Annotated in this window: 17 protein-coding genes, 2 pseudogenes and 1 riboswitch; of the genes and pseudogenes, 7 read left to right on the top strand and 12 right to left on the bottom strand. The window is 60.6% G+C overall.

Translation table 11 applies throughout. The annotated features are described in order from the left end of the window. Positions 1 to 44: 44 nt before the first annotated feature. The 3 genes from ASG64_RS10625 to ASG64_RS10615 all read right to left on the bottom strand — a co-directional run bounded on the left by ASG64_RS10625 (position 45) and on the right by ASG64_RS10615 (position 2,341). Entirely contained in the window at positions 45 to 1,271 is a 1,227-nt protein-coding gene (locus ASG64_RS10625) for a type II toxin-antitoxin system HipA family toxin (RefSeq protein WP_056073451.1), read from the bottom strand. Beyond that, positions 1,268 to 1,525 (bottom strand): helix-turn-helix domain-containing protein, encoded by a 258-nt coding sequence (locus ASG64_RS10620; protein WP_056073449.1) that lies wholly within the window; start codon positions 1,523 to 1,525, stop codon positions 1,268 to 1,270. The genes ASG64_RS10625 and ASG64_RS10620 overlap by 4 nt, the downstream gene beginning before the upstream one ends. 168 nt (positions 1,526 to 1,693) lie before the next feature. Continuing rightward, complete coding sequence (locus tag ASG64_RS10615; protein WP_056073446.1) at positions 1,694 to 2,341, bottom strand: response regulator; 648 nt, start codon at positions 2,339 to 2,341, stop codon at positions 1,694 to 1,696. Positions 2,342 to 2,397: 56 nt separating this feature from the next. Next, positions 2,398 to 2,492, top strand: a riboswitch (TPP riboswitch). On the opposite strand from ASG64_RS10615, the gene ASG64_RS10610 reads away from it, so the two are divergent. Next, positions 2,492 to 3,256: a 3-oxoacyl-ACP reductase gene (locus tag ASG64_RS10610; protein WP_235579603.1), complete on the top strand. Its 765-nt coding sequence runs from the start codon at positions 2,492 to 2,494 to the stop codon at positions 3,254 to 3,256. It overlaps the preceding riboswitch by 1 nt. 195 nt (positions 3,257 to 3,451) lie before the next feature. On the opposite strand, the gene ASG64_RS10605 is transcribed toward ASG64_RS10610, so the two are convergent. Then, entirely contained in the window at positions 3,452 to 4,462 is a 1,011-nt protein-coding gene (locus tag ASG64_RS10605; RefSeq protein WP_235579570.1) for a sensor histidine kinase, read from the bottom strand. A gap of 169 nt (positions 4,463 to 4,631) precedes the next feature. On the opposite strand from ASG64_RS10605, the gene ASG64_RS10600 reads away from it, so the two are divergent. The 4 genes and pseudogenes from ASG64_RS10600 to ASG64_RS10585 all read left to right on the top strand — a co-directional run bounded on the left by ASG64_RS10600 (position 4,632) and on the right by ASG64_RS10585 (position 7,256). Beyond that, complete coding sequence (locus ASG64_RS10600) at positions 4,632 to 5,243, top strand: DUF4352 domain-containing protein (protein WP_056073442.1); 612 nt, start codon at positions 4,632 to 4,634, stop codon at positions 5,241 to 5,243. A gap of 39 nt (positions 5,244 to 5,282) precedes the next feature. Continuing rightward, positions 5,283 to 5,918 carry a VWA domain-containing protein gene (locus ASG64_RS10595; RefSeq protein ID WP_056073440.1) on the top strand — a complete coding sequence of 212 codons (636 nt, stop codon included), beginning with the start codon at positions 5,283 to 5,285 and terminating at the stop codon, positions 5,916 to 5,918. A 45-nt stretch (positions 5,919 to 5,963) separates the two neighbouring features. After that, positions 5,964 to 6,620 (top strand): annotated as a pseudogene (locus ASG64_RS10590) (4Fe-4S dicluster domain-containing protein); the annotation flags it as partial. Beyond that, positions 6,617 to 7,256, top strand: a pseudogene (locus ASG64_RS10585) (LutC/YkgG family protein). The pseudogenes ASG64_RS10590 and ASG64_RS10585, both read left to right, overlap by 4 nt. A 30-nt stretch (positions 7,257 to 7,286) precedes the next feature. On the opposite strand, the gene ASG64_RS10580 reads toward ASG64_RS10585, so the two are convergent. Continuing rightward, a complete protein-coding gene (locus tag ASG64_RS10580; RefSeq protein WP_156388350.1) occupies positions 7,287 to 8,255 on the bottom strand; it encodes an HNH endonuclease in 969 nt (322 codons plus the stop codon). A gap of 454 nt (positions 8,256 to 8,709) precedes the next feature. On the opposite strand from ASG64_RS10580, the gene ASG64_RS21245 reads away from it, so the two are divergent. Continuing rightward, positions 8,710 to 10,095: an AAA family ATPase gene (locus tag ASG64_RS21245; RefSeq protein ID WP_082518385.1), complete on the top strand. Its 1,386-nt coding sequence runs from the start codon at positions 8,710 to 8,712 to the stop codon at positions 10,093 to 10,095. Between the two features lie 2 nt (positions 10,096 to 10,097). Continuing rightward, on the top strand, positions 10,098 to 10,958 hold the full coding sequence (locus ASG64_RS10570; RefSeq protein ID WP_056073436.1) for a hypothetical protein: 861 nt from the start codon (positions 10,098 to 10,100) through the stop codon (positions 10,956 to 10,958). 45 nt (positions 10,959 to 11,003) lie between these two features. Here ASG64_RS10570 and ASG64_RS10565 read toward each other — a convergent pair whose 3' ends face one another. The 7 genes from ASG64_RS10565 to ASG64_RS10540 all read right to left on the bottom strand — a co-directional run bounded on the left by ASG64_RS10565 (position 11,004) and on the right by ASG64_RS10540 (position 21,207). After that, the gene (locus ASG64_RS10565) at positions 11,004 to 14,354 is read right to left on the bottom strand and encodes a DEAD/DEAH box helicase family protein (RefSeq protein WP_056073434.1); all 3,351 of its coding nucleotides are present in this window, start codon (positions 14,352 to 14,354) and stop codon (positions 11,004 to 11,006) included. Between the two features lie 217 nt (positions 14,355 to 14,571). Continuing rightward, positions 14,572 to 15,738 (bottom strand): restriction endonuclease subunit S, encoded by a 1,167-nt coding sequence (locus tag ASG64_RS21240; protein WP_082518384.1) that lies wholly within the window; start codon positions 15,736 to 15,738, stop codon positions 14,572 to 14,574. Continuing rightward, positions 15,735 to 17,201 carry a type I restriction-modification system subunit M gene (locus ASG64_RS10560; RefSeq protein ID WP_056074314.1) on the bottom strand — a complete coding sequence of 489 codons (1,467 nt, stop codon included), beginning with the start codon at positions 17,199 to 17,201 and terminating at the stop codon, positions 15,735 to 15,737. Before ASG64_RS10560 ends, ASG64_RS21240 begins: the two co-directional genes overlap by 4 nt. A 104-nt stretch (positions 17,202 to 17,305) precedes the next feature. Further along, a complete protein-coding gene (locus tag ASG64_RS10555) occupies positions 17,306 to 18,115 on the bottom strand; it encodes an ABC transporter ATP-binding protein (protein ID WP_056074313.1) in 810 nt (269 codons plus the stop codon). 8 nt (positions 18,116 to 18,123) lie between these two features. Next, entirely contained in the window at positions 18,124 to 19,149 is a 1,026-nt protein-coding gene (locus tag ASG64_RS10550; RefSeq protein WP_056073432.1) for an ABC transporter substrate-binding protein, read from the bottom strand. Between the two features lie 40 nt (positions 19,150 to 19,189). After that, positions 19,190 to 20,059: an ABC transporter permease gene (locus tag ASG64_RS10545; protein WP_056073430.1), complete on the bottom strand. Its 870-nt coding sequence runs from the start codon at positions 20,057 to 20,059 to the stop codon at positions 19,190 to 19,192. 116 nt (positions 20,060 to 20,175) lie between these two features. Further along, positions 20,176 to 21,207, bottom strand: coding sequence for a LacI family DNA-binding transcriptional regulator (locus tag ASG64_RS10540; protein ID WP_056074312.1), 1,032 nt, complete (start codon positions 21,205 to 21,207; stop codon positions 20,176 to 20,178). Positions 21,208 to 21,389 lie beyond the last annotated feature (182 nt).

Below are 21,389 nucleotides of genomic sequence, written 5' to 3'. Positions count from 1 at the left end.
GTCCGTCATCGCGACCTGACTGCGCGGGTGGATGTCGGATGGCGTCAGCTGGACAGTTCGTCGCAGCGCGTGCTGATGAACATGGTCATCCGGGACGTGGTCTTGTCGTCGAAGCCGATCGATTTCACGTCGCTGGTCGCCGCGCGTACACCGGCGCACACGTCGTCCAGAACTCGCTCTACCGCTTTACGTGGAAGTCGATGGCGTGCCGCGCCGTCAACTATGTGGTCGCGCGACCACTTATTGTTCCGACCGTGGAACGTCAGGGCCATCGGATCGTTCCAGCCCATGTACGGCTGAGTGCACAGCAGGTCGTATGCCGGGGTGACTCCCCACATTCCGCTGGTGTTCCGGCGAATGGAGTAGTTCTTCCCGTGGAGATCTCCATTGCCGATCGCATACGAGTACACGGTGAGCCTGAGCAGTTCGAGCGCCGCCTGACGCGCGGAACCTCCACCGAGTTCGACAGTCGAGGCGAGCGTGTCGAGCACCGTCTCGGTCAGCATCCGGTACTTCGACGATGGGTACAGCGAGTTGATCTGACACGCGTCCTCTTGCGCGAGCCTGCGATGACCGTCCCGATCGAAACGTTGAACGAGAAGTCCCGATTCTCCACGGGCGTCGGTCACTATGTGCCGACGCGGTACGACGAGCCCGCAGCTCTCGGCGACAGTCATGAAAAAGTTCTCGTTCTCGACCAGACGCGGAAAGCGGTTCGGCGGAGCCAGTTTCAGAATGGCTGCCCCTTGCGTCGTCGCTACGGGCGACGTGTACATCTGGGCGGACACCTTGCCTTGCACCCCGGGCAAGCTCGCGGTATCGACGCGCATCGAATCCGGCCCGGACAACTGATCGAACAACGCCCGCAAGTCCGGTGACGGGGATTCCGGATCGAAGGCGAGCGTTGCAGGCTGCAGCTCGGTTCCGTGGGGGACGACGCGCACGTCGCCGATAGTGTCCGATCCGACGCCCAGGAGAATGGTGAAGTGGTCGTCCTCCGACGTCTTCATCCCGGCGACCACGCCGGAGAGACGAACACCTTCCGGGAGCAATCCTGCGAAGAAGGGCGGCACGCTTCCCGCTCCTACGCTGACGTCGACAGCGTCGGTGGGCAGCGACCAGGCAACCGGGTCCGCGCCGGGTCGCGCCAGGTAATCATCGTCGTAGCGGAAGCTGACGTTGTCGCCGGACCTCGTCAGTGACCCTGCGCGAACGTTGCCCTTGTAGACGTCTGCTCGATCGATGTCGCGCAAGTCGGCTCCGTTGGTCATCGTTCCCCTGGTTCGACGATGGCTCCGGCGCGGGTCACAAGCGTCAGATCGCACCCCAACGCGTCAGCGACGGCGTTGACCCCGTCGAGTTGAGGTGCGTCCTTGCCGCCCTCGATAGCTTGAACAGTCGAACGGCCGACTCCGGCCAGCAGAGCGAGCTCAGCTTGCGTCAGACCCAATTCGTGACGGCGTGCTGTGAAAGACCTGGCGAGATTGCTGACGTCGGTACGACGCGACCTTCGAGGAGGTGCCATGCGGGTTTCCAATGCTTGCCAGAGACAACTTAAGGCCACGTTACCGCCGATGGCGACGATTGAACAGCCTTATGTCGTTTGCAGCAAGCTTAAGGATCGATGCGCGCGAAAGGCCAGTAAGAATCCGGCTAAAGCATGCGTCCGCAGGCGTAGTCTGATCCGGAGTCCTCAGACAACCAGTCCCGCGCGGAACGCCATCAGCGCGGCCTCGACCCTGTTGGTGACGTGCAGCTTGTGATTGACGGCAGCGAGATGCGACTTGACCGTCGTTTCCGCCATGTAGAGCTGCCGTGCAATGTCGGCGTTCGTTGCCCCTGATGCCATGACCGACAACACTGTTCGTTCCTTGTCGGTCAGCGCCTCCAGCGTCACCGTCGGCCGTGGTGGTCGGGTAGTAGCCACGATCCTTCGGAGTGACTCTTCGGAGAACAGAGTGTTGCCGGCAGCGACGGCGCGGATCGACTGGTGGAACGTCTCGGGCGCCTCGGACTTGCTGAGGAAGCTGTGGGCGCCGGCCTCGATGGCCTGGACCACCAGATCGTCCACGTCCATCGCCGTCATCGCGACGACCTTCGGTGGGTGTGTCGATGCCATCAATGCTCGCGTGGCGTCGAGTCCGTCCACTCGGCGCATCTTCAGATCCATCAGGACGACGTCGGGCCGATGAGCGGCGACTGCGGCGGGTACCTCGTCACCGTCCGAGACCGATCCGACCACCACGATGTCCATGGTGGCGGCGAAGATGTCCGCGACGCCGCGACGAACGAATGCGTCGTCGTCCACGACGAGAACGGTGATGACCGCATCGGAGTCCATGATGGGTCGACCGTATCGGGTCGCGCCGACACGCCACAGCGGATAGGTGTTCTATGGAGTCGGACACGGGGTGCCGGACCGAACCGGCTGAGAACACACCCGTCGAACCTGACCAGGTCATGCTGGCGAAGGGATGTCGAGATGCGCACAGTGCCGCTGGCCGAACAGATCGTGCTCGTGACGGGCGGTGCTCGCGGACTTGGTTCTGCGATCACGCGCGCGTTCCTGCAGCAGGGTTCCCGCATCGTGGTCAACTACCACCGCAGTGCAGCCGCAGCCGAAGCTCTGGCATCCGAGTTCGGTCCTGACCGTGTTGTCGCGATGCAGGCCGATGTCACGGACCGACACCAGGTCGACGCGCTGTTCGACAGGGCACAGGTACATTTCGGATCGACTGTCACCACCGTCGTCAACAACGCTTTGATCGACTTCTCGTTCAACGGTGACGACCGTGCGAAGGCCGACGAGATCGAGTGGTCGGCGTTCGACGCGCAGTTCCGTGGCAGCGTTGCCGGCGCTCTGCACACCACGCAGGCAGCTGTGCCGGGCATGCGTGAGGCGGGATTCGGGCGGATCATCACGATCGGCACCAATCTCGTGCAGAACCCCGTCGTTCCGTACCACGACTACACGGCGGCGAAGGCTGCCTTGTTGGCGCTGACGAGGACCGTCTCGGCGGACCTCGGACCTGACGGCATCACCGTCAACATGGTGTCCGGTGGTCTATTGCGGACCACCGATGCCAGCTCTGCGACCCCGCCCGCGGTGTTCGACATGATCGCCGAGAGCACCCCGCTGCGCCGGGTGACGACGCCGGCCGAGTTCGCGGATGCCGTTCTGTTCTTCGCGTCGCCGTGGTCGAGAGCGGTGACGGGGCAGAACCTGGTCGTCGACGGCGGATTGGTGAAGGACTGACGCGTCAGGAGTACCAGGGGAGCCAGGCTGTCACGATGAATTCGCCACCCATGGCTGTCCACCGCACCCACCCGCCTGCGTTGTGAGCTTGTTCGGCGAGGCCGGCCAGTCCGGTTCGCGAACCAGGGCCAGGTTGCGCTGTCGTCGACATGTGGTTGCGCACTGTCAGGCTGATGCCGTCCGTGTCCGCCCCACTCACCGTGATGTGAAGGGGGAACTCGGGGCATGCTTCTGACTGTTGGTCAGAGCTTCCTGCACGATGCGATACGCGGTATGACTGGTCAGATCGCCGACCACGCCGGGATGAATGTCCTGAACCAGGGTCACCCGACACCCGGCAGAACGCGCCGCGTCGACGAGGTCCCCGATTCCCGCGATGCTTCGCCGACCAGCATCCTCGCCGCCGGTGTCGGACCCGCGGAGTACGCCGATGATGCGTTTGAGCTCGTCCAGGGACTCGTGGGCCGTGGACCGAATCAGTGCCGACGTGTTGGAGATCTTCTCCGGTCCGTCGTTGCTCCCGACCTGTAAACCGCCCGCGAGCAACGATATTCGACTGAGACCGGCGGCCAGGGTGTCGTGCATGTCGCGCGCGATGCGGGAGCGTTCCTGCTGTATCAGCATGTCCTCGTGCAGGCGCTGCGACTGCGCGGTCGCCTGATCGCGAGACTGCACGGCCACCACGAGATCGGACTTCGTGCGGCGGAGCTGAGAGAGTCCCAGAACGATGGCGACGAGGACGGCCGCGACGAGCCAGGGCAACCACCAGGGAAGCGACCACGTCGGTGGGGGAGTGCCCTCGACATGTTTGACTCCGATCGTCAGGACCGAATAGTCGCGGCGGCGCCCTGCGTCGTACACGAGGGATATCGCGCAGGCCAGGTAGACCGCGACCGCAGCACCGACGAGAGTGCGACCTCGAGCGAAGACGCCCACCGCATAGAGAGCTATCAACGCCGCCGTTGCGTCGGTGGCGAAGAAGAGCGGACCGATGACGGCCATCGCGAGGACGACCCACGGTTTGTCGTGTCGCCACATCAATGCAATCGCGGCGGCCATGTTGAGGACGACGCCGAGCGCCACGTTCCACACCGGTGTTCCCGATGTGCCTGCGAGACCGGCAGCCATGAAGGTGCAGAACAAGCTGAGCGTCACTGCGCCGACGGTCCAGGCGCGACGCCGAACCGTAGCTGCAGTAGTGGTCACAAAGGAGACGGTACGGCCATGGTCCGACATGAGCCTCCGTTCTTCGGTTGCGAATGCCGACCGAAAGGAGGAGTGAGACCGGCCGAATCGACGAGGTGCCCGACGGGGTCACTGCGGTGTTCTTGGTGGGACGCACCGACCGGTGCCGGCACCACCGAAAGGACTCGCCATGACTCAGCCTCCCCAGAACCCGTACGTGCAGCCACAGCAGCCGCCGACCAAGAAGAACTGGTTCCTGCGGCACAAAATCCTTACGGCGATCGGCGCGATCGTCGTCATCGCTGTCGGCGTCAATCTGGCGAGCGGTGGACAGGACTCGTCGACGAGCGGCACCACGTCCTCCTCGCAGGCCGCAACGGAGGGCAGCAGTGCGCCGGCCGAAGAGTCGGCACCGGGAATCGGTGCTGCGGCGAGGGACGGCAAGTTCGAGTTCACCGTGCAGAACGTCGAGCGTGGCGTCGCCAGTGTGGGGGATCAATACACGTCGCAGACGCCGCAGGGCGAGTACGTGCTGGTCACCCTGAATGTCGCGAACATCGGCAACGAGCAGCAGCTGTTCGACACGTCGTCGCAGAAGCTACTGGACGGGCAGGGGCGCGAGTACTCGACCGACACACTCGCGACGGTGACCAACGACCCGAATCTCGGCTTCTCGCAGATCAATCCGGGAAACTCGCTCGTGGCGACACTCGTCTACGACGTACCGGCGGGCACCGCACCGTCGGAGATCGAGCTTCACGACTCGCTGTTCTCCGGCGGCGTCACCGTCTCCGTCGCCTGATCTTCAGTTCACCTATCCGTCCCCATGTCAGGAGTTCCCATGCCAGATCCTTCTTTGTCCCTCGTTGCAGCTCTACTCGACCGTTCCGGTTCGATGTCCTCCATTGCCGACGACACCCGAGGAGGATTCGACACCTTCATCGACGCCGAGCGTGGTCACGACGGCACAACCGTCGTGACGCTGGCGCAGTTCGATGATCAGTACGAGATGGTCTACCACTCGACACCGATCGACCAGGTACCTCCGTTGTATTTGGTACCCCGCGGAATGACGGCGTTGTACGACGCGGTGGGGGAGTTCGTCACCGAGATCGGCTCATCGCTTGCGGCCATGCCCGAGGACGAACGGCCGGGATCGGTCACCGTGCTGGTGATGACCGACGGACAGGAGAATTCGAGTCGGGAGTGGTCGAACCAGGCGGTTCGCGAGTTGATCGAGCAACGGGAATCGCAGTACGGGTGGGACTTCGTGTTCCTGGGCGCCAACATCGACGCGGTGGACACCGGTTCGCAGATGGGTTTCAAGGCGGACAAGTCGCTGACCTACGATGCCTCGTCGGTGGGTGTGAGTGCAGCGTTCTCGGCGGTGGTGGACTACCAGGATCGGAAGCGGGTGCACGGGATGCAGCAGGTGGACGGGTTCTCGGAGGGGGATCGACGGCGGGCGGGGCGGTGACTGACCTAAGTTCAGGCCTGCGATCAAAGTTTTCATGCATTTTTTCCTTGTTCGCCCACGGCCGAGCGTATGAACCCGCATGCCTCGATGTGGACCGGGGTGCACGATGGGGACGGGCCGCACAACTTCCACCTGGTGCTCATCGACAACGGCAGAACCAACGGATTTGCCGACGAGGTGGGCCGCGCCGCCCTCAACTGCATCCGGTGCAGCGCGTGCTTGAACGTGTGCCCGGTCTACGAGCGGACCGGTGGTCACGCGTACGGGTCGGTGTATCCGGGGCCGATCGGCGCGATTCTGTCGCCGCAGCTGACCGGTACTACCGGCCACGACGACCTCAACGCGTCACTGCCGTATGCGTCGTCGCTGTGCGGGGCATGTTTCTATGCGTGCCCGGTGCGCATCAAGATCCCGGAGATTCTGGTGCACCTACGGGCGGAGCAGGTCGACTCCGAACGCGGCGGCATCCCCGGAGGCCAGGAGATCGCGATGCGAGCTGCGGGGTGGGCGATGAACTCGCCGAAGCGGTTCGGGATGGCCGAGGTGGCCGCGGGGGTCGGACGCCTGCTGGCAGGGAAGAAGGAGTACATCGAATCGCTTCCGTTCCGCGGGTCGTTGTGGACGACGAGCCGCGACATGCCGGCGCCACCTAAGGAGACGTTCCGCCAGTGGTGGGCACGAACACACGAGGACGACGCATGAGTGCCAAGGTGGAAATTCTGCGACGCATCCGACGGCCACCGAGGGTGGCGCGACGGGTGTCGAGGTTCCACGCGACTACGACCGGGCGGCGCTAAGGGGTGCCGGTGATGTGGATCGGTTCGCCAAGACGGTCGACGACTACCGGGCGCAGGTGTAACGGGTGGCGGAGTCGGAGATCGCGGCGACGATCCGTGGACTGCTGGCCGACGATGCGCGCGCGGTGATCCCTGCGGACGTGCCGCCCGCGTGGGTCGACGGGATCGCGACCGTGCCCGACGACGGTCTGTCGGTGGAGGAACTCGATGCCGTCGACCGTGTCATCACCGGCTGCAGGGTGGGCATCGCGGCGACGGGAACCATCGTTCTCGACGCGGGCGAAGCGCAGGGGAGACGAGCGTTGACGCTGGTGCCCGATCACCACGTCTGCATCGTCAGAGCAGAGCAGAGCAGCAGGTGGTGGATACAGTCCCGCAGGCGTTCGCGGTGCTCGATGCGGCGCGGCCGCTGACGTTCATCAGTGGGCCGAGTGCAACCAGCGACATCGAGCTGAACAGAGTGGAAAGGGTCCCTGGGCCACGGCAGTTGGATATGGTGATTGTGGAACGATTGAGGACGATGCAAAGGCACCCGTTCTGATCGGTCGTTCAGGCGAGTTGCTTCGCTCCCTCAGGCGGCGCCCACATTCCACATGTCGCGGTGTGAAGCGAACCACTCCCGCTGGCGCTTAGTGACGTCAACCTTCAACGGTCGACCGTCCAACTCCTTGTATAACGGAAAGGGCTGCAAAGAGTTGTGCACAATGATCCGTGAGTTGTCGCGTACGGCAATCTTTCCAAGGTCGAACAACCGGTGGAGGTCACGCCGAAGCAACAACCCGCCCTCGTCATGGTGGTCGCCGACCTCCGCGTAGCTGTACAGATGGGCCGCTTCCAGCACCTCCTGCGGCATCGATCCCGAGAACGCGCAATTCGATGAGTACCGATCCAGCAGATGGGCACGAAACGAGGGCTGGCCAAGTCTGACTCGGGTAATCCGCTCTCCAAAGCCACCGGATAGCTGAACCGATACTGAGTCCATCAGGGTGAGTCCTCGCATGCCCAGGTCCGTGCCCAGGGCGGCTGCGAAGGCGGCCCACTTCAGGGGCCGGATGCTGTGCTGCGAGCCTGGTTTTTCGCAGAGGGAACGCAGGGTCGCGCCGCTCAGCTCACCTGCTAAGTCGATCCAGGCCTCGTTGTGGTGCGTCCGGTAGGTCTTTACTCTCACGGTCTCGATAGCCGGTTTATCAAACTCGCGCTTACAGTTTCCGCATCTGTATCTAGGAAGTTTCGTGACGCGCTCATCTAGCGACCGACCGGGTCCGCAGTATGGGCATTTCTTCAGGTCCTTCTGTTCTTCACCCATCTCGACGCGCTCTACGACGGACGCGCCTAGCAACTGCGTCTGGTCCCAAACCACGAGCGCGTCGCCGCGTCGAATGTGCCTTGCATTCGCAACTCTGCTGTCGCTGGCATAGTGCGACGAAGGATCGTCATCGTATTCGTGCCCTCCACGGCCACCGGTCTGGTCCGTCTTGGTGAGGACGAGCCACGCACGTGTGATGGTGCCGCTGGCGTTCGGCCAAACAAAGTCCGTCAACAGCGAGCGATTGCGAAGTGTGTTCGGCTCATGGGAAGAGTTCTAGCCGGTTAGTTGGCAAGAGCGCAAGTTGAGGCTTTGCCACCCACCCCAAAACAGCCACCAGATCTGAAAGTGCGCCACTTTGTGTGCGTGACGCTGGTTATGAAACCGTTTCGCGACTACCGGGCCACTTTGGCCCGTCTTCTGTCACATTCGTCCGAGTACCCGCTACATTGACGGTGCGAAGTTGTTTCGAGGGGAACGGCAGTATGTCGGGCAGTGACACACGTCGAGGCCGACATGGTCTCAGGCCACTGTCCGTGATGGCCCCAATAAGTGGGATTGATGTCGGTGGAGACTGATGCAGGGAGCCGATTTGGTCTGGTCGTGTTTCGTTGAAAGGGAATCTGAGTGATATGAATCGAGCATACGGAATCGGGAACATTGTTCTACGACTCGAAGAAGGAGAGTTATGAACCGCGCTATCTCCGTAGAAGTATCTGGTTTGCTGGGAACTTTCCATCACAAGTTTTCGCTGCATCCTGATCAACCATTTATCATTTTGCACGGACCTAACGGAGTGGGAAAGACCCACACGTTAGAAATATTCGAACGCACAGCTCGGAGAGACATCGCGTCGCTATTCTCAAGTCCGTTCTCAAACCTTAAGATTCACATTGAGGGGGCTGGAGCGCTTGAGGTGACCCGTACCGTGACGGACGGCGTTGAGCCCGATCAGACGTCCGTTGCTGAATTAATATTTGAACTAAAGAATGACAAATCGATAGTCACGCGGCAAAGTTTCTCCTATAAACAGGAGGAAATTTTGCGGGACCTCGTTATGCGTCATCCGTTTTTACGTATGGAACCGGGTGGTCTCATATTTGATCGGCGGTTGGACGAGTATGTAGAGCCCGACGAAGTTATCCGGCTATACGGATCTACCTCCTATCGTACAAACCCGGCTCGGCCGAACGCCGGTCGAGCTCCGTCGAGAAGATCGCTCAATTTTGACTTTTCTGACGAATTCGATAAGTTCTTCGAAGGTCTTACGGTGCACCTGATAGAGACGCAAAGGCTTCTTTATCGCAAGACAGACGAGGCGTTTGGGCCAAGAGCTTCGGGCCAGGCACGTGGGATGGCTGGGCGAACCATCGATGTGTTCTCAGTACAACTCGCGGATCTGCTGTCTCAGGCATTGGCAGAAAATTCTCGAATCTCGCAAAAATTGGACCGATCGTTCCCATCGAGGGTTCTCAGATTGTATGAGCATTCCGGGATGTCGACTTTGAATGACGAACAGGTCCGCGCGACCTTCGAGCAGCAAGCCCAATTGCGAGAACGCTTGACGTCAGTGTCCGTAGGGGACTCTATCGACGACCTGCCTCTGCCCGAACGGACCTTGGAAGATTGGGAGCGCTCCGTGATGACGCTGTATCTGCAAGATTCGCGCGAGAAACTGGAAACTTTCACTCCATTGCTTATGAAGCTGGAGCTTCTAAAGTCTATAATTGATTCTAAGTTCCTTTACAAGACTCTACAATACGACGGTAAACGCGGGTTTTACATGAGGTCCCGTACCGGTGAGGAGTTCGGCCCAGCGGCTCTGTCGTCGGGCGAGCAGCACGAGTTGGTATTGACGTATGACCTAATTTTCAATGTAAAGAAAGACTCAATCGTCTTGATCGACGAGCCCGAAATTTCTCTCCATGTCAATTGGCAAAAGCAGTTTTTGGAGGACTTGAACAAGATTGCCAAGTTAGGTGGAGTGCAGTTCATCATTGCAACCCATTCGCCACAAATCGTCGGGAAGTATCGCAACCTGATGGTCGCCCTTGGTCCAGATATGGAAGACTGAAAATGTTTGAATCAATCTCCGGAGAAGACTTGTGTTCTCAAATATTGATGGAGTTTGCTGACTTTGCGCTGAGGAGAAAGGATGGCGTGTCCGGGTTCGCCTTCCTTGTTGTAGAAGGGCCCGATGATATGAGGTTGCTTGATGCGCATGCCGATTCTCGCAATGTAAGCATCGTGATCGGAAACGGGAAAAAATCCGTTTTGGACTGTCTAAAAAAGATGAATGATACGGGTTTTTTGAATATCTTGGGGCTCGTCGACAGCGATGGGGATGGGCCTTCAATCGAAGAACAAATCGAAAACGTCGTCACCACGGAGCTCTATGACCTGGACGCCGAGATCCTAAGATACTCCAAGGTTGCTGAGCGAGTTTTCTTGCACAACTGTCATGTAGCGAAGCTGCGTCAAGTTGATTTGCGTGATCTTGACGCGAGACTGGAAGACATCGTTCGAGATATTTCGGTTCTTCGTCAGATCTCCAAGGCCAAGGGATGGGACCTTTCGTTCCGGGAATTATCGCTGCATTACTTGTACGACGGTTCAACACGAAAGCTCAACAGAGCTAAATTGGTGTCGAAGTTAACAGAGAAGAACAGTAAAATTAGCCCATCACAGATCGAGCTTGCTCTGGACGCCGCCCTATCTTCCGGTGAGGAATGGTACCGCTTCATGTCGGGTCATGATCTCGCGAAGGCGTACGCCATCGTGCTCTATGAGGATGGTGATGTCAGATGGAAAGCAGACACTGTTGAGAAGGCGTTCCGATCCGCGCTTTGGCCGGGCGAATTTCACGCTACATCCATATATACACGTATTGCCCGGTGGGCGACAGCGAGAAGGATCTCGATATGGGAGGCCGCCTAACATCAATCGATAATTCCGGGCAGCCTGTTCGGGGGCGGGCGGATACTAAGCGGCTCGCTCGGGTTCGGCGGTGCGTTTGATGTGACGAAGAGTGCCGACGATCACTTCGAGGTCTTCGTCGGAAAAGAACGACCCAGGTCCGGTCGGTGCGTGATCGGTGTACGGCGACTCGAAAAGACGGCCCGGCTCCATAACACCATTCTTTGTGAGCTCGTCGACTATCAAATTTACAAAGCGCACTTGTTCGGCGGAAAACCTGGTTCCGTCAAGGTAATTCTCGAAGGCTTCGATCGCGGCGGAGCGGTCGAGGCCGACGAGATTGCGGACGAAGAGCCCGAGACCTCCTCCCTGCTCGGTTGCCCAGGTGATGTCCATCTCCTGCCCGCCTGAATCGATAAGCATCTGCTCCAACTGGTCTAGGTCGGACTCAGTGAGCTGCTTGTTGCGACGTAAGCGTTGGAGGGCCAAGTCTTCGAGGTGCTCACGAAGATACGACTCAGCCTTGGATCGAAAACGTTCGAAGTTCGTGCCTGGCGTGGTGCCGGGCAGTGCGATCTCCACAGTCTCGCCGAGGGTGTCCTCGAAGTCGGTGTAAATCGGATTGCGTTGAGTCTTCTCGATAAACCGAACGAGGCCGCGAATTCGCAGTCGGGCGAGTTCGAGCATCGGCAGGGTGACATCGATCCACCATTCGTCGCCCGCAAGTTCCTCTAGCAGAACCGCTTGCTCTGCAACCGAAGGAATTGCCGTTTTGCTCAGCAACGCCACAGCGATGTTCTGAACGGTTTCGCGAACACGTTCGGATGCGATAGCGTCACCCTCGAGCTGCGCAAGCTGGCGACGCAGGATCAGCAGATCGAAACGCTTGGCTTCCTCGTCGGCGTCCCGAATCGTCGACGGCAGGCCCGCCAAGACAAGTAGGTCTTCTGTTTCCTCGGGCTTGATGGCCTGCCATGCGTCGGACGCCGCATACTTTTCAACTAATCGTCGATGTGGTCGTACGACGAAATTGTCGAGATTCATTCCGTCGACTACTTCGAGGAGCGTCCTAGCAGTCGAAGCGCGGAGGTCGGGCTCGTCCGTTCCGAGGGCCGTAATAAGACCGAGTCGCGTTTCGAAAAGCCGCTGCGACAGTGACTTCTGAATCTGCCCCTCCGACCCGGGAAGGTCTTGGCTGAAGTACTCCAGGTTTCCGCAGAAGTCGAAGACAAGAAAATCCTTCTTGTCGTCCTTGGGTCCGTACAGGTCGGGGCTCAGTCGGGTGCCGCGGCCAATCATTTGCCAGAACTTAGATTTCGATCGCACCACTTTGAAGAAGACGAGGTTGACGATCTCCGGCACATCGATGCCTGTGTCGAGCATGTCGACACTGATTGCGATGTGGGGAGCCTTGTCCTTTATGGAGAAGTCGTCGATGAGGGATTGCGCGTACGGATTCTGATGTGTGATGACGCGTGCGAAGTGTCCTTGGTATTCGGGGTAGGCGAAGTTGAACCTCTTCTCGATGAACTCGGCGTGTTTCTGGCTTTTTGCGAAGATGATCGTCTTGCCCAGCCGGTCGCCGCTGGCGACCTTGTAACCCTGCACCATTAGAGTTTCGAGGACTTTGTCGACGGTGTCTTCGTTGAACAGGAATCGGTTCAGCTCTTCTGACCCAATCTCGACTGGAGGGCCGTCGTCGCCCCAGTCGAGGGAATCCCATTGGTCTTTTTCGGACTCGGTCAGGTCGTCGTACCTGATGCCCGCACGCAAAAACTGGGTGCCAACGCTGATGCCCTTGGGCGGTACGAGATAGTTCGCTTCGACGGCCTCATCGAGGGTGTAGTTGTCTGTGGGAACGCCATCCTCGAGGTGGAACAGTCGATACGTGTTGTGGTCGACTTCGTCTTTGGGAGTTGCCGTCAATCCGACGAGGAGCGAATCGAAATATTCGAAGATCGCACCGTACTTAGCGTAGACCGAGCGGTGGGCTTCATCGATCACGATGAGATCGAAGTAGCCCGAGCCGAAGCGGCGAGCGCCACCATCGATCTTGTTGATGAGGTTCATCATCGTGGGATAGGTCGATACGTATACGCGACCCTCGATGGCTCTTTCGGTGACGAGGTTGACCGTCGTCGAGCCCGGCAGATGCTCCTTGAACGCGTTCGCAGACTGCCTGACCAGGGCCGTGCGGTCGGCAAGAAAAAGCACTCGCTTGACCCAGTTCGCCTTCTGCAATAGATCCACCAGCGCAATCGTGGTGCGGGTCTTTCCTGAGCCGGTTGCCATGACTAGCAAGGCTTCGCGTTGCCGCCGGTCGAACGCGCTGCCCACGGCCTTGATCGCCCGCACCTGGTATGGGCGCCCAGATATGTCGGTGTTGACCGGTGCGTTCGTCAGCTTGAGCTTGGTTTGACGACGTTGGACGAGTAGCTCCAGTTCGTCTCGGGTGTAGAAGCCTTCAGTCTCGCGCGGGGGATAACCGCCGGCGTCATCCCAGATTCGGTGTTCGTAACCGTTGCTGTAGAAAATCACGGGTCGTCTACCGAACTGCGCTTCCAAACAGTCGGCGTAGAGCTTGGCCTGCTGTTGGCCGACTTCGGGAGAGCTGGATGTGCGCTTGGCTTCGACAACTGCAAGCGGGAGACCGTCCTCGCCCCAGAGGACGTAGTCGACAAATCCTCGACCCTGCTTGTTGGGCATACCCGAGACCTCGTACTCGCGGTCGCGCGTTTGGTCCAGTGCCCAGCCGGCTTCGCGGAGCAGGAGGTCGATGAATAGGTCCCTGGACGAGGCTTCGTCGTAGTCGCGTGTATCCGGGCCGATTGCGTCCTGCGCGGCCGCAATTTCTGACCGAAGTGCCGCAATCTCGGCCTCGTGAGCGGCGAGCCGCTCGTCCCTCTCGGTCAGGTGGCGCTTGTTCTCCGCATCCTGCTCGGCAAACTTTTCTGCGAGCCGAGCGACGTCCTGGCGCGACAGCGGAGCTGCCTTCGCGGCCAGGGCTGGCTTGAACTGCGCCTGCAGCGGCACGACAGCCGGATGTGGGGAGTGGTGATACGACGCCCACACAATGACGTGAAAGAGCTCGCGCAACACCGCGGAAGCCACGTCCGGACGGATCGGGCGGTTGTCATGTACAGCAGTGTTGCCTACGCGTCGGATCATTGTCAGTTTTTGCGTGATGCCCTGTGGCACCTGCGCCTTGAAGGATGTGTCGCTGATTTTCGCCGCCAGATCATCCCGATACGGGGTCGGCAGCGAAAGGACGTCATAGAGGTAATCAACCAACTCTTCGACAGCACGGCGGCTGTAGAAGCATGCCGAGCGTGGATCAGAGGCTAGGTACGACTCGGCTCGGGCGCAATCGTCGTGCAGTGGCTGCATAGCGTGGCGGACGAAGTCGAAGTTACCCATTGGACACATCCTTTTTTGTCGGAACCGCCGACTTTACGAAAAGCTTCATTTCAGCAGATCCTCCAGTTCGGCAGTGCCTCGTTCGATTTCTAGACTAAGCACCTTTATGTCGCGGACAATCTCGTCGGGCAGGCGATGGCCGGTGGCGTGTTCGGGTAATGTCGGTACCGACTTAACCGCAAACTACCGTTGACTGGTTCGATCGGCTTGCCGATCGTCAATTGAAAGGCTCCCCTCTAAAAGCACGCGACTGAAGCGATGCGAACAGCGAGTTGTCGAGTGCGATCGAATTCGCAATCAAAGTCTTGGCGTTATCGAGGCAGTGCGATTTTTGAACGAAGCTCTCGATGTCAGTCTTTGGAACGTGTGGAACCTTCAGCTTCCGGATTTGACCGAGGCTCAGGTTGCTTATCGTTGCGGTGACAGCAGATGCGCCGACTTGACTGAGAGCATCGTTTGTATTGAGCCACGCGCGCAACCAGGGGCCGATGTTGGGTTCAACAAGCCGTAGAATTGCTACAGCCTGATTGCAGTTCATCACGGGTGCGTCGGGGGGTACGAGGGACACTCGACCGATTGTTCCCGCGATAGAGATAAGCAGGTCACGGGGAAGGACCCAGGAACGTCGTAACTGGTGGTGGGTGTCTTGCCCGATGTGCAGGTCCTTCTCGCTGAACCCGACAGTCCCGCGTAGGAGGTTTTGGGCGCGTAAAAACGGTACACCGGAGTCAGTAAACTTGAGCCCAACCGTAGTCGGGGTGGTTCCTTTAGTCACAACGGAGACAAGTTCACTCATGTCGACTCGTCTTTTACCGGAGGACTCACCGAACATGTCGTCGAATATTGACAGTTCGAGGGCTTCAAGGTGGGTTAGAAGTCGCCGGCGTTTTGCACGCAGGGCATCGGCAGAATCGAGAATAGCGGCGACGCGGCGTTGTTCGGGTAAGGTTGGTAAGGGAATCCGAATCTTTTCCGTTGTCTTCGTAGACAACTCTTTGAAAGTCGCACCGTTTCCTAGCGACTGAAGGTAGTTAGTCTGTGACTTTAGCCAGTAATACAGGTATTTCGCGTCGATGTCTGGTCCAGGTACCAGACTCTTAAATCCCTGGTTAGTGGCCATTGGTACTGTGTTTATTGCAACGTGTCCTATCGGTGCCCGCGAACTCAGTAGCACTGAACCAGAGGGCAGCACCGTCGCCGCGCAACTTCTTACCCCAGCCGCTGTTAGACTTCTGAGGGTTTTGTCGATATATGGGCCTTCAAGTTTGCTGAGGTCAGAAGGAGTAGCCCACAACACGTCCCCGTCCCAGAACTCGCTGGTACCGGTCTTGGGGGTCGCACCAGAAACAATCCTGACAATTTCGCTTAGCGGCGCGGTATTCACAGGAGCATCGCCTTTAGCTCGTCAAGACCCCTGACGATCTCATCTTCTAGTAGTTCGACGTCGGAGATTATGTCGAGCGGTGCGCGGTGCTCGATGTCGTCTTGAATAGTTTCTTTGTAGCGGTTCAGCGATAGGTCGTAGTCCTCGGCAACGATGTCGGCTTTGGGCACAAGGAAGGATTGTGCGGTGCGAGGACGTTCCTTCTCGTGCTGATCTGTTTCCATGAGGCTCAGCCAGCGACTTGCCGCATCGGGTAGATCATTAGCCGCGACTGGGCTGCGCTTGTCGTCAAGGGAGAAGCCATCGGCACGGACATCGTAGAACCAGACGTCATCGGTGCCGCCGGAGTTCGTTTTGGTAAAAATTAGAATTGCAGTCGAGACGCCGGCATACGGCCGGAAGACGCCTGAAGGAAGCTTAACTATGGCGTTGAGCTTCTGGTCCTCGATCAAAGTCTTTCGGAGTGCCCTATGCGCGGTACTGGATCCGAACAGCACGCCGTCCGGCACGACGACGGCCGCTCGGCCGCCGGGCTTGAGTAGCTTTAGAAAAAGAGCCAGGAAGAGAAGTTCGGTCTTCTTAGTCTTTACGATTCTCTGAAGATCCTTTGCTGTGGCCTCGTAATCCAGCGACCCGGCAAACGGTGGGTTGGCGAGGATCAGCGTGTACTTGTCGGCGTCGGCAGCAGCGCCCTCTGAGAGCGAGTCACGGTAGCGAATGTCGGGTGACTCGATGCCGTGGAGCAGCATGTTCATGCTGCCAATTCGGAGCATGGTGGAATCGAAGTCGTAACCGTGGAACATCGTGTGATGAAAGTGGTTGCGCTGTTTCGTATCATGGAGCGTTTCGGTATGCGTCTTGCGAACGTACTCGCTTGCAGCTACAAGAAAGCCGCCAGTTCCGCACGCAGGGTCACAGATCTCGTCGGCAGGTTGAGGCGCGGTCATCTGCACCATGAGATTGATGATATGGCGCGGGGTACGGAACTGGCCGTTGACTCCGGCAGAGGCGATTTTGGAGAGCAGGTACTCGTATAGGTCGCCGTTGGTGTCGCGTTCGGCCATCGGGATCTCGTCGAGCATGTCGACGACCTTCGACAACAGTGCCGGTGTCGGGACGCTGAAACGCGCGTCCTTCATGTGCTCGCTGTACGTGGTTCCGTCACCTAGGCTGCGCAGGAACGGGAACACCTCATCGGCGATGGTCCTGTGCATCACCTCGGGTGAGGCGTTCTTGAACTGGCCCCACCGAAGGTGCGCTTGTCCAGGCAGGAAGACCGCGTTCTCGACGACGCCGCCGGTATGGCGTGCTTTCTTTTCGGCGAGGGTCTGTAGGTCGTCCAGGCGTCGGATGAACAGCAGGTAGGTGATCTGCTCAATGACCTCGAGCGGGTTGCTTATGCCGCCGGACCAGAAGGCGTCCCAGACTCGATCTATCTTGCTTTTCAGCTCACCCGTAATCACAACCATCACTGTACTAAGGATGTGGGCGTTTACGTGGCAACCTCGTCCGTGCCGCTTTCAGGCGGACACCGATTGTGGCGGTGCCTGGAAGCTCGCAAACATCGTCAATCCGCCCCCGTCGTAGCCCCCAGCAGGTCCCTCACCGTGTTGGCCACGGAGATGAACTCCGGCTTCTCCATCGTCGCGCTGTAGTCCCGGTGCGCCGGCAGGTCCACGTCGAGGATGTCCACGATCCGCCCCGGCCTCGGGCTCATGACGACGACGCGGTTGGCCAGGTAGACGGCCTCGGCGACGGAGTGGGTGACCAACATGACCGTCGTCCCGGTCTCCCGCCAGATGCGGTGCAGTTCGACGTTCATCTTTTCGCGAGTGAGTGCGTCGAGGGCGCCGAAGGGCTCGTCCATTAGCAGCACCTCGGGCTCGTGCAGCAGCGCTCGGCAAAGGGAGACGCGTTGCTGCATGCCGCCGGACAGCTCGTGGGGGAGTGCTCCCTCGAAGCCCGTCAGGCCCGTCATCTCGATCAATTGATCAGCCTTCGCCGCGGCGGCCTTCTTGTTCATGCCGCGCATCTCGCCCTGGAGCAGGATGTTCTTGCGGACGGTGCGCCATTCCAGCAACGCGGCGCGCTGGAAGACGTAACCGATGTTGCGCTGCGGTCCCTTCACCTCGCGGCCGGCCAGCTCGACGGAGCCGCGGGAGGCGCCGGTCAGACCCGCGACCACTTTGAGCAGTGTGGACTTGCCGCAGCCCGACGGGCCGGCGATGGAGACGAACTCACCCCTGCCGACTTTGAGGTCGACGTCGGACAGAGCGGTGACGTCGCCACGCTTGGACGAGAACTGGACGGTGAGGTTGTCGACCGAGACCGCGGTGTCGGTGACGGTGGTGGGGCGTTCGTGGGTGACGGCGCTCATGTCGTCGCTCATTCCTTGCTGGAGGTGAAGGAGGAGTCCCAGTACTTCGACGGCTCGGCCCCGACCTCGGTCAGACCGGCGTCACCGAGGATGGAGATGGTGTTGGTCCAGTCCTCCTCGGCGTTGACTCCCGGTGCCTGGCCCTCGGTGTTGGTGGTGGTGAGCAGCGGGATGGTCTCTTGCCACTGCTGCAGCAGCACCGACTCCGGCGGAGTCTGCGGGTCCTTGCCCACCATGGCCTTCACAGCCTCCTCGGGGTTGGCGATTGCAGCCTCGAACGACTCGGTGGTGGCGTCGACCATGGCCTGCACCAGTTCCGGGGAGCTCTCGATGGTCGAGGTGTTGGCGATGAGGCCGTTGCTGAAGAAGTTCAGTCCCTCGTCGGAGTAGCGAAGGTAGCGCATCTCGCGACCCGACTTGTTCGCGATGTTCGGTCCCTGGTCGTGCGCGAAGCCGATGAGCCCGTCGACCTGACCGGACAGCATCGCGGCGATCTTGCCCGCGGAGTCGAGGCTTTGCTGCTGCACCTGGTCCTCGGGGACGCCGGCGCGGTCTAGGAAGATCGGGAACGTCGTGGTCGGTGCGTCACCGGCCGAGACGGCGATGGTCTTGCCGGCGAGATCGGCCGTGGTCTGGATGGGACCGTCGGCGTAGACCTGAACGGCGGACGGCGTCGTCTGCAGGAAGACGCCCAGGCTCTTCACCTTCACGCCCTTGTCGATGTTCGACATGACGGCGGCGGAGTCGGCCCAGCCGAAGTCGGTCTGGTTCGAGCCGGCGGCCTGCGCGGTCTTGGTCGAGCCCTGGCCGGCGGTGATGGTGAGGTCGATGCCGTGCTTGGCGAAGATCCCCTCCTGCACGCCGTAGTAGAACGGTGCGTGCTCGCCGTAGGGGTACCAGTTGAGCATCAGGGACGTCGCGGTGGTCTCACCGTCGGCGCCGGGAGCCTTCTCCGCACCGCCACCGCCGCCGCCACATCCGGCGAGAGCGAGCGACGCGGCTACCGCAGCCACGAGGACAGTCTTGAGCTTCATGGAAGTCTTCTTTCGAGGGGGTGTGGGTGAGGCAGCCTGGTCACACTGCGCCGACGGACGCAGTGGAGCGGCGCGATGCATGCCAGGGGATGAGGAACTTCTCGGCGATCTCGATGACGAGGAACAGCAGGATGCCGAGCAGAGACATGATGATGAGGGCGGCGAACAGCATTGCGGTGTCGATGTTTCCGTTCGCCTGGAGAATCACGTAGCCGAGTCCTTCGTTGGCGCCGACGAACTCACCGACCACCGCACCGGTCACGGCGAGTGTGGCCGCGATCTTGAGGCCGGACATCAGCTGCGGGAGCGAGGCGGGAAAGCGCACCTTGCAGAACGTCTTCCACTTGCTCGCACCCATCGTGGACGTGAGTTCGAGGATCTCCGGGTCGACGGACCGCAGGCCCGCCATGCCGGCGATGACGATGGGGAAGAAGGCCATGAGGACTGCGACCAGGATCTTGGGGCTGGCGCCGAAGCCGAGCCACACGACGAACAGTGGTGCGATAGCGATCTTCGGGATGACCTGGGCGAAGAGGATCAGCGGGTACATCGTCTTCTCGATCGACGACGAGTAGATCATCACCACCGCGACGGCGATGCCGACCAGGCCCGCGATGACGAAGCCCGCGATGGTCTCGTAGGTGGTCACCCAGGTGTGGCCGGCGAGGTAGGACGCGTTGTCCACCATCGTCGACCAGGTGTCACCGGGAGACGGAAGGATGTAGGGCGCAACCAGTTCGGTGGCCGTGACCGCCCACCACGCGACGACGAGCGCAGCCACGAGAGCGAGGGGCCGCCACAAGCCGGACCAGGTGTTGCGGAACGAGGGAAACCGTCGACGACGCGTCGGCGCGGGATGCGGTGCCGACGGTGCAGCGAGTGGGGCCTCGACCGACGTTGTTACCGCCATGAGGAGTCCTAAAGCTAGTAGTGGTGCGGGTCCGACTACTCCCGCTGGAATGCGCTTTCCGAAGCTGCGGCCGAATCTAATGTGATCGCGCCCACAGTGTCAAGGAAAACGGACAACTACCTGCTCAGGGCGCTGCTTGCGCGCAGGACGACCGTTCCCGGTGCGTACTCATGCGCGTCGAGGGCGCGGTCGGACGGGTCGAGCGCGAGTCGCACGGCGCGCTCGCCGATGTCGACGAGCGACAACGCGACCGTCGACAAGCTCGGGACATGGTCTCGCAGGGTGGGGATGTCGTCGAAACCCGCGACGCAGACGTCGTCGGGGACGCTCAGGCCCAGCTCACGCCACGCGGCAATGGCTCCGATGGCCATGACGTCGGTGACTGCGAAGACGCACGGAGGAGCGCCGTGACCGGGCGTGAGTTCCAAGGCCGCCGCGAGGCGTCGTGCTGCGCTGTATCCGCCGTCGCGGGAGAAGTCGCCGGCCACCTCGATCTCCGGGGTGATGCCGTGACGGCAGAGTGCCTCGACGAATCCGTTGCGACGGTCCGCGGACGTGCGGATGTTGCCCGGGCCGCCGATGATCGCGAATCGCCGATGGCCGTGCTCGTACAGCGCTTCGGCCAATGCTGCTGATGCAGAATGGTTCTCGGGCTCGACGGCCGCTCCGAACGGCATAGGCTGACCGATGACGACGACGCGGCCACCGTTGTCCCGATAGGCCTCGAACTCGCGTTCCAGGGCGCGGTCGAGGTCGCCGCTCTGCCGCGATCCGGCAAGAATGATGGCGTCGGCACGGTGAGAGATGAACGTGCTCACCGACTGCCGCTCGATGGCGAAGTCGCGCTCGGTGCTCGCGAGCAATACGAGCTTGCCGGCGTCGCGCGCCTCGTTCTGCACGCCGCGGACGATGGAGGAGAAGTAGGGATCGGCGACGTCGTGCACGACGAGACCGATCAGCCCCGTCGACGAGCGCGCCAGCGCCTGGGCCTGGGCATTCGCGATGTAGCCGAGATCGGCTGCGGCGGCGCGTACTCGGTCGGCAACGCCCTCGCCGGGCACTCTCGACGAGCCGTTCAGCACCCGTGATGCCGTCGCCTGGGAGACGCCGGCCGCTGCTGCCACGTCACGCAATCGCACTGCCGCCATGCTCGCCACCCCCACGAAATCGTTGCGGTCTGCCGGTACCTGTTGACCGATCGACCTCGACAGCATAGCTTGGAAAGCGCATTCCGAAGCTGACTTGCCCCTCGACGCGTGCAGGACTTTCCGCCGCACCGTCTCCCGAGGCCCTCGCGCGCCTCGTTCCCCTCTTGGTCGTGCATTTTCAG

Origin of the sequence: Rhodococcus sp. Leaf247 (assembly GCF_001426185.1) — a bacterium.
In the GTDB taxonomy this organism is placed as follows: Bacteria; Actinomycetota; Actinomycetes; order Mycobacteriales; family Mycobacteriaceae; genus Rhodococcoides.
Note: the sequence above shows the minus strand (reverse complement) of the source record. Positions and strands in the feature narration are given on the sequence as shown.

Bases quoted from the DNA above. Each gene is read 5' to 3' on its own strand.
- ASG64_RS10545 (WP_056073430.1), bottom strand. From the start codon at position 20,059: ATGGCGGTAACAACGTCGGTCGAGGCCCCACTCGCTGCACCGTCGGCA.
- ASG64_RS10600 (WP_056073442.1), top strand. From the start codon at position 4,632: ATGACTCAGCCTCCCCAGAACCCGTACGTGCAGCCACAGCAGCCGCCG.
- ASG64_RS10615 (WP_056073446.1), bottom strand. From the start codon at position 2,341: ATGGACTCCGATGCGGTCATCACCGTTCTCGTCGTGGACGACGACGCA.
- ASG64_RS10570 (WP_056073436.1), top strand. From the start codon at position 10,098: ATGTTTGAATCAATCTCCGGAGAAGACTTGTGTTCTCAAATATTGATG.
- ASG64_RS10625 (WP_056073451.1), bottom strand. From the start codon at position 1,271: ATGACCAACGGAGCCGACTTGCGCGACATCGATCGAGCAGACGTCTAC.
- ASG64_RS10540 (WP_056074312.1), bottom strand. From the start codon at position 21,207: ATGGCGGCAGTGCGATTGCGTGACGTGGCAGCAGCGGCCGGCGTCTCC.
- ASG64_RS10565 (WP_056073434.1), bottom strand. From the start codon at position 14,354: ATGGGTAACTTCGACTTCGTCCGCCACGCTATGCAGCCACTGCACGAC.
- ASG64_RS21245 (WP_082518385.1), top strand. From the start codon at position 8,710: ATGAACCGCGCTATCTCCGTAGAAGTATCTGGTTTGCTGGGAACTTTC.
- ASG64_RS10620 (WP_056073449.1), bottom strand. From the start codon at position 1,525: ATGGCACCTCCTCGAAGGTCGCGTCGTACCGACGTCAGCAATCTCGCC.
- ASG64_RS10555 (WP_056074313.1), bottom strand. From the start codon at position 18,115: ATGAGCGCCGTCACCCACGAACGCCCCACCACCGTCACCGACACCGCG.
- ASG64_RS10595 (WP_056073440.1), top strand. From the start codon at position 5,283: ATGCCAGATCCTTCTTTGTCCCTCGTTGCAGCTCTACTCGACCGTTCC.
- ASG64_RS10550 (WP_056073432.1), bottom strand. From the start codon at position 19,149: ATGAAGCTCAAGACTGTCCTCGTGGCTGCGGTAGCCGCGTCGCTCGCT.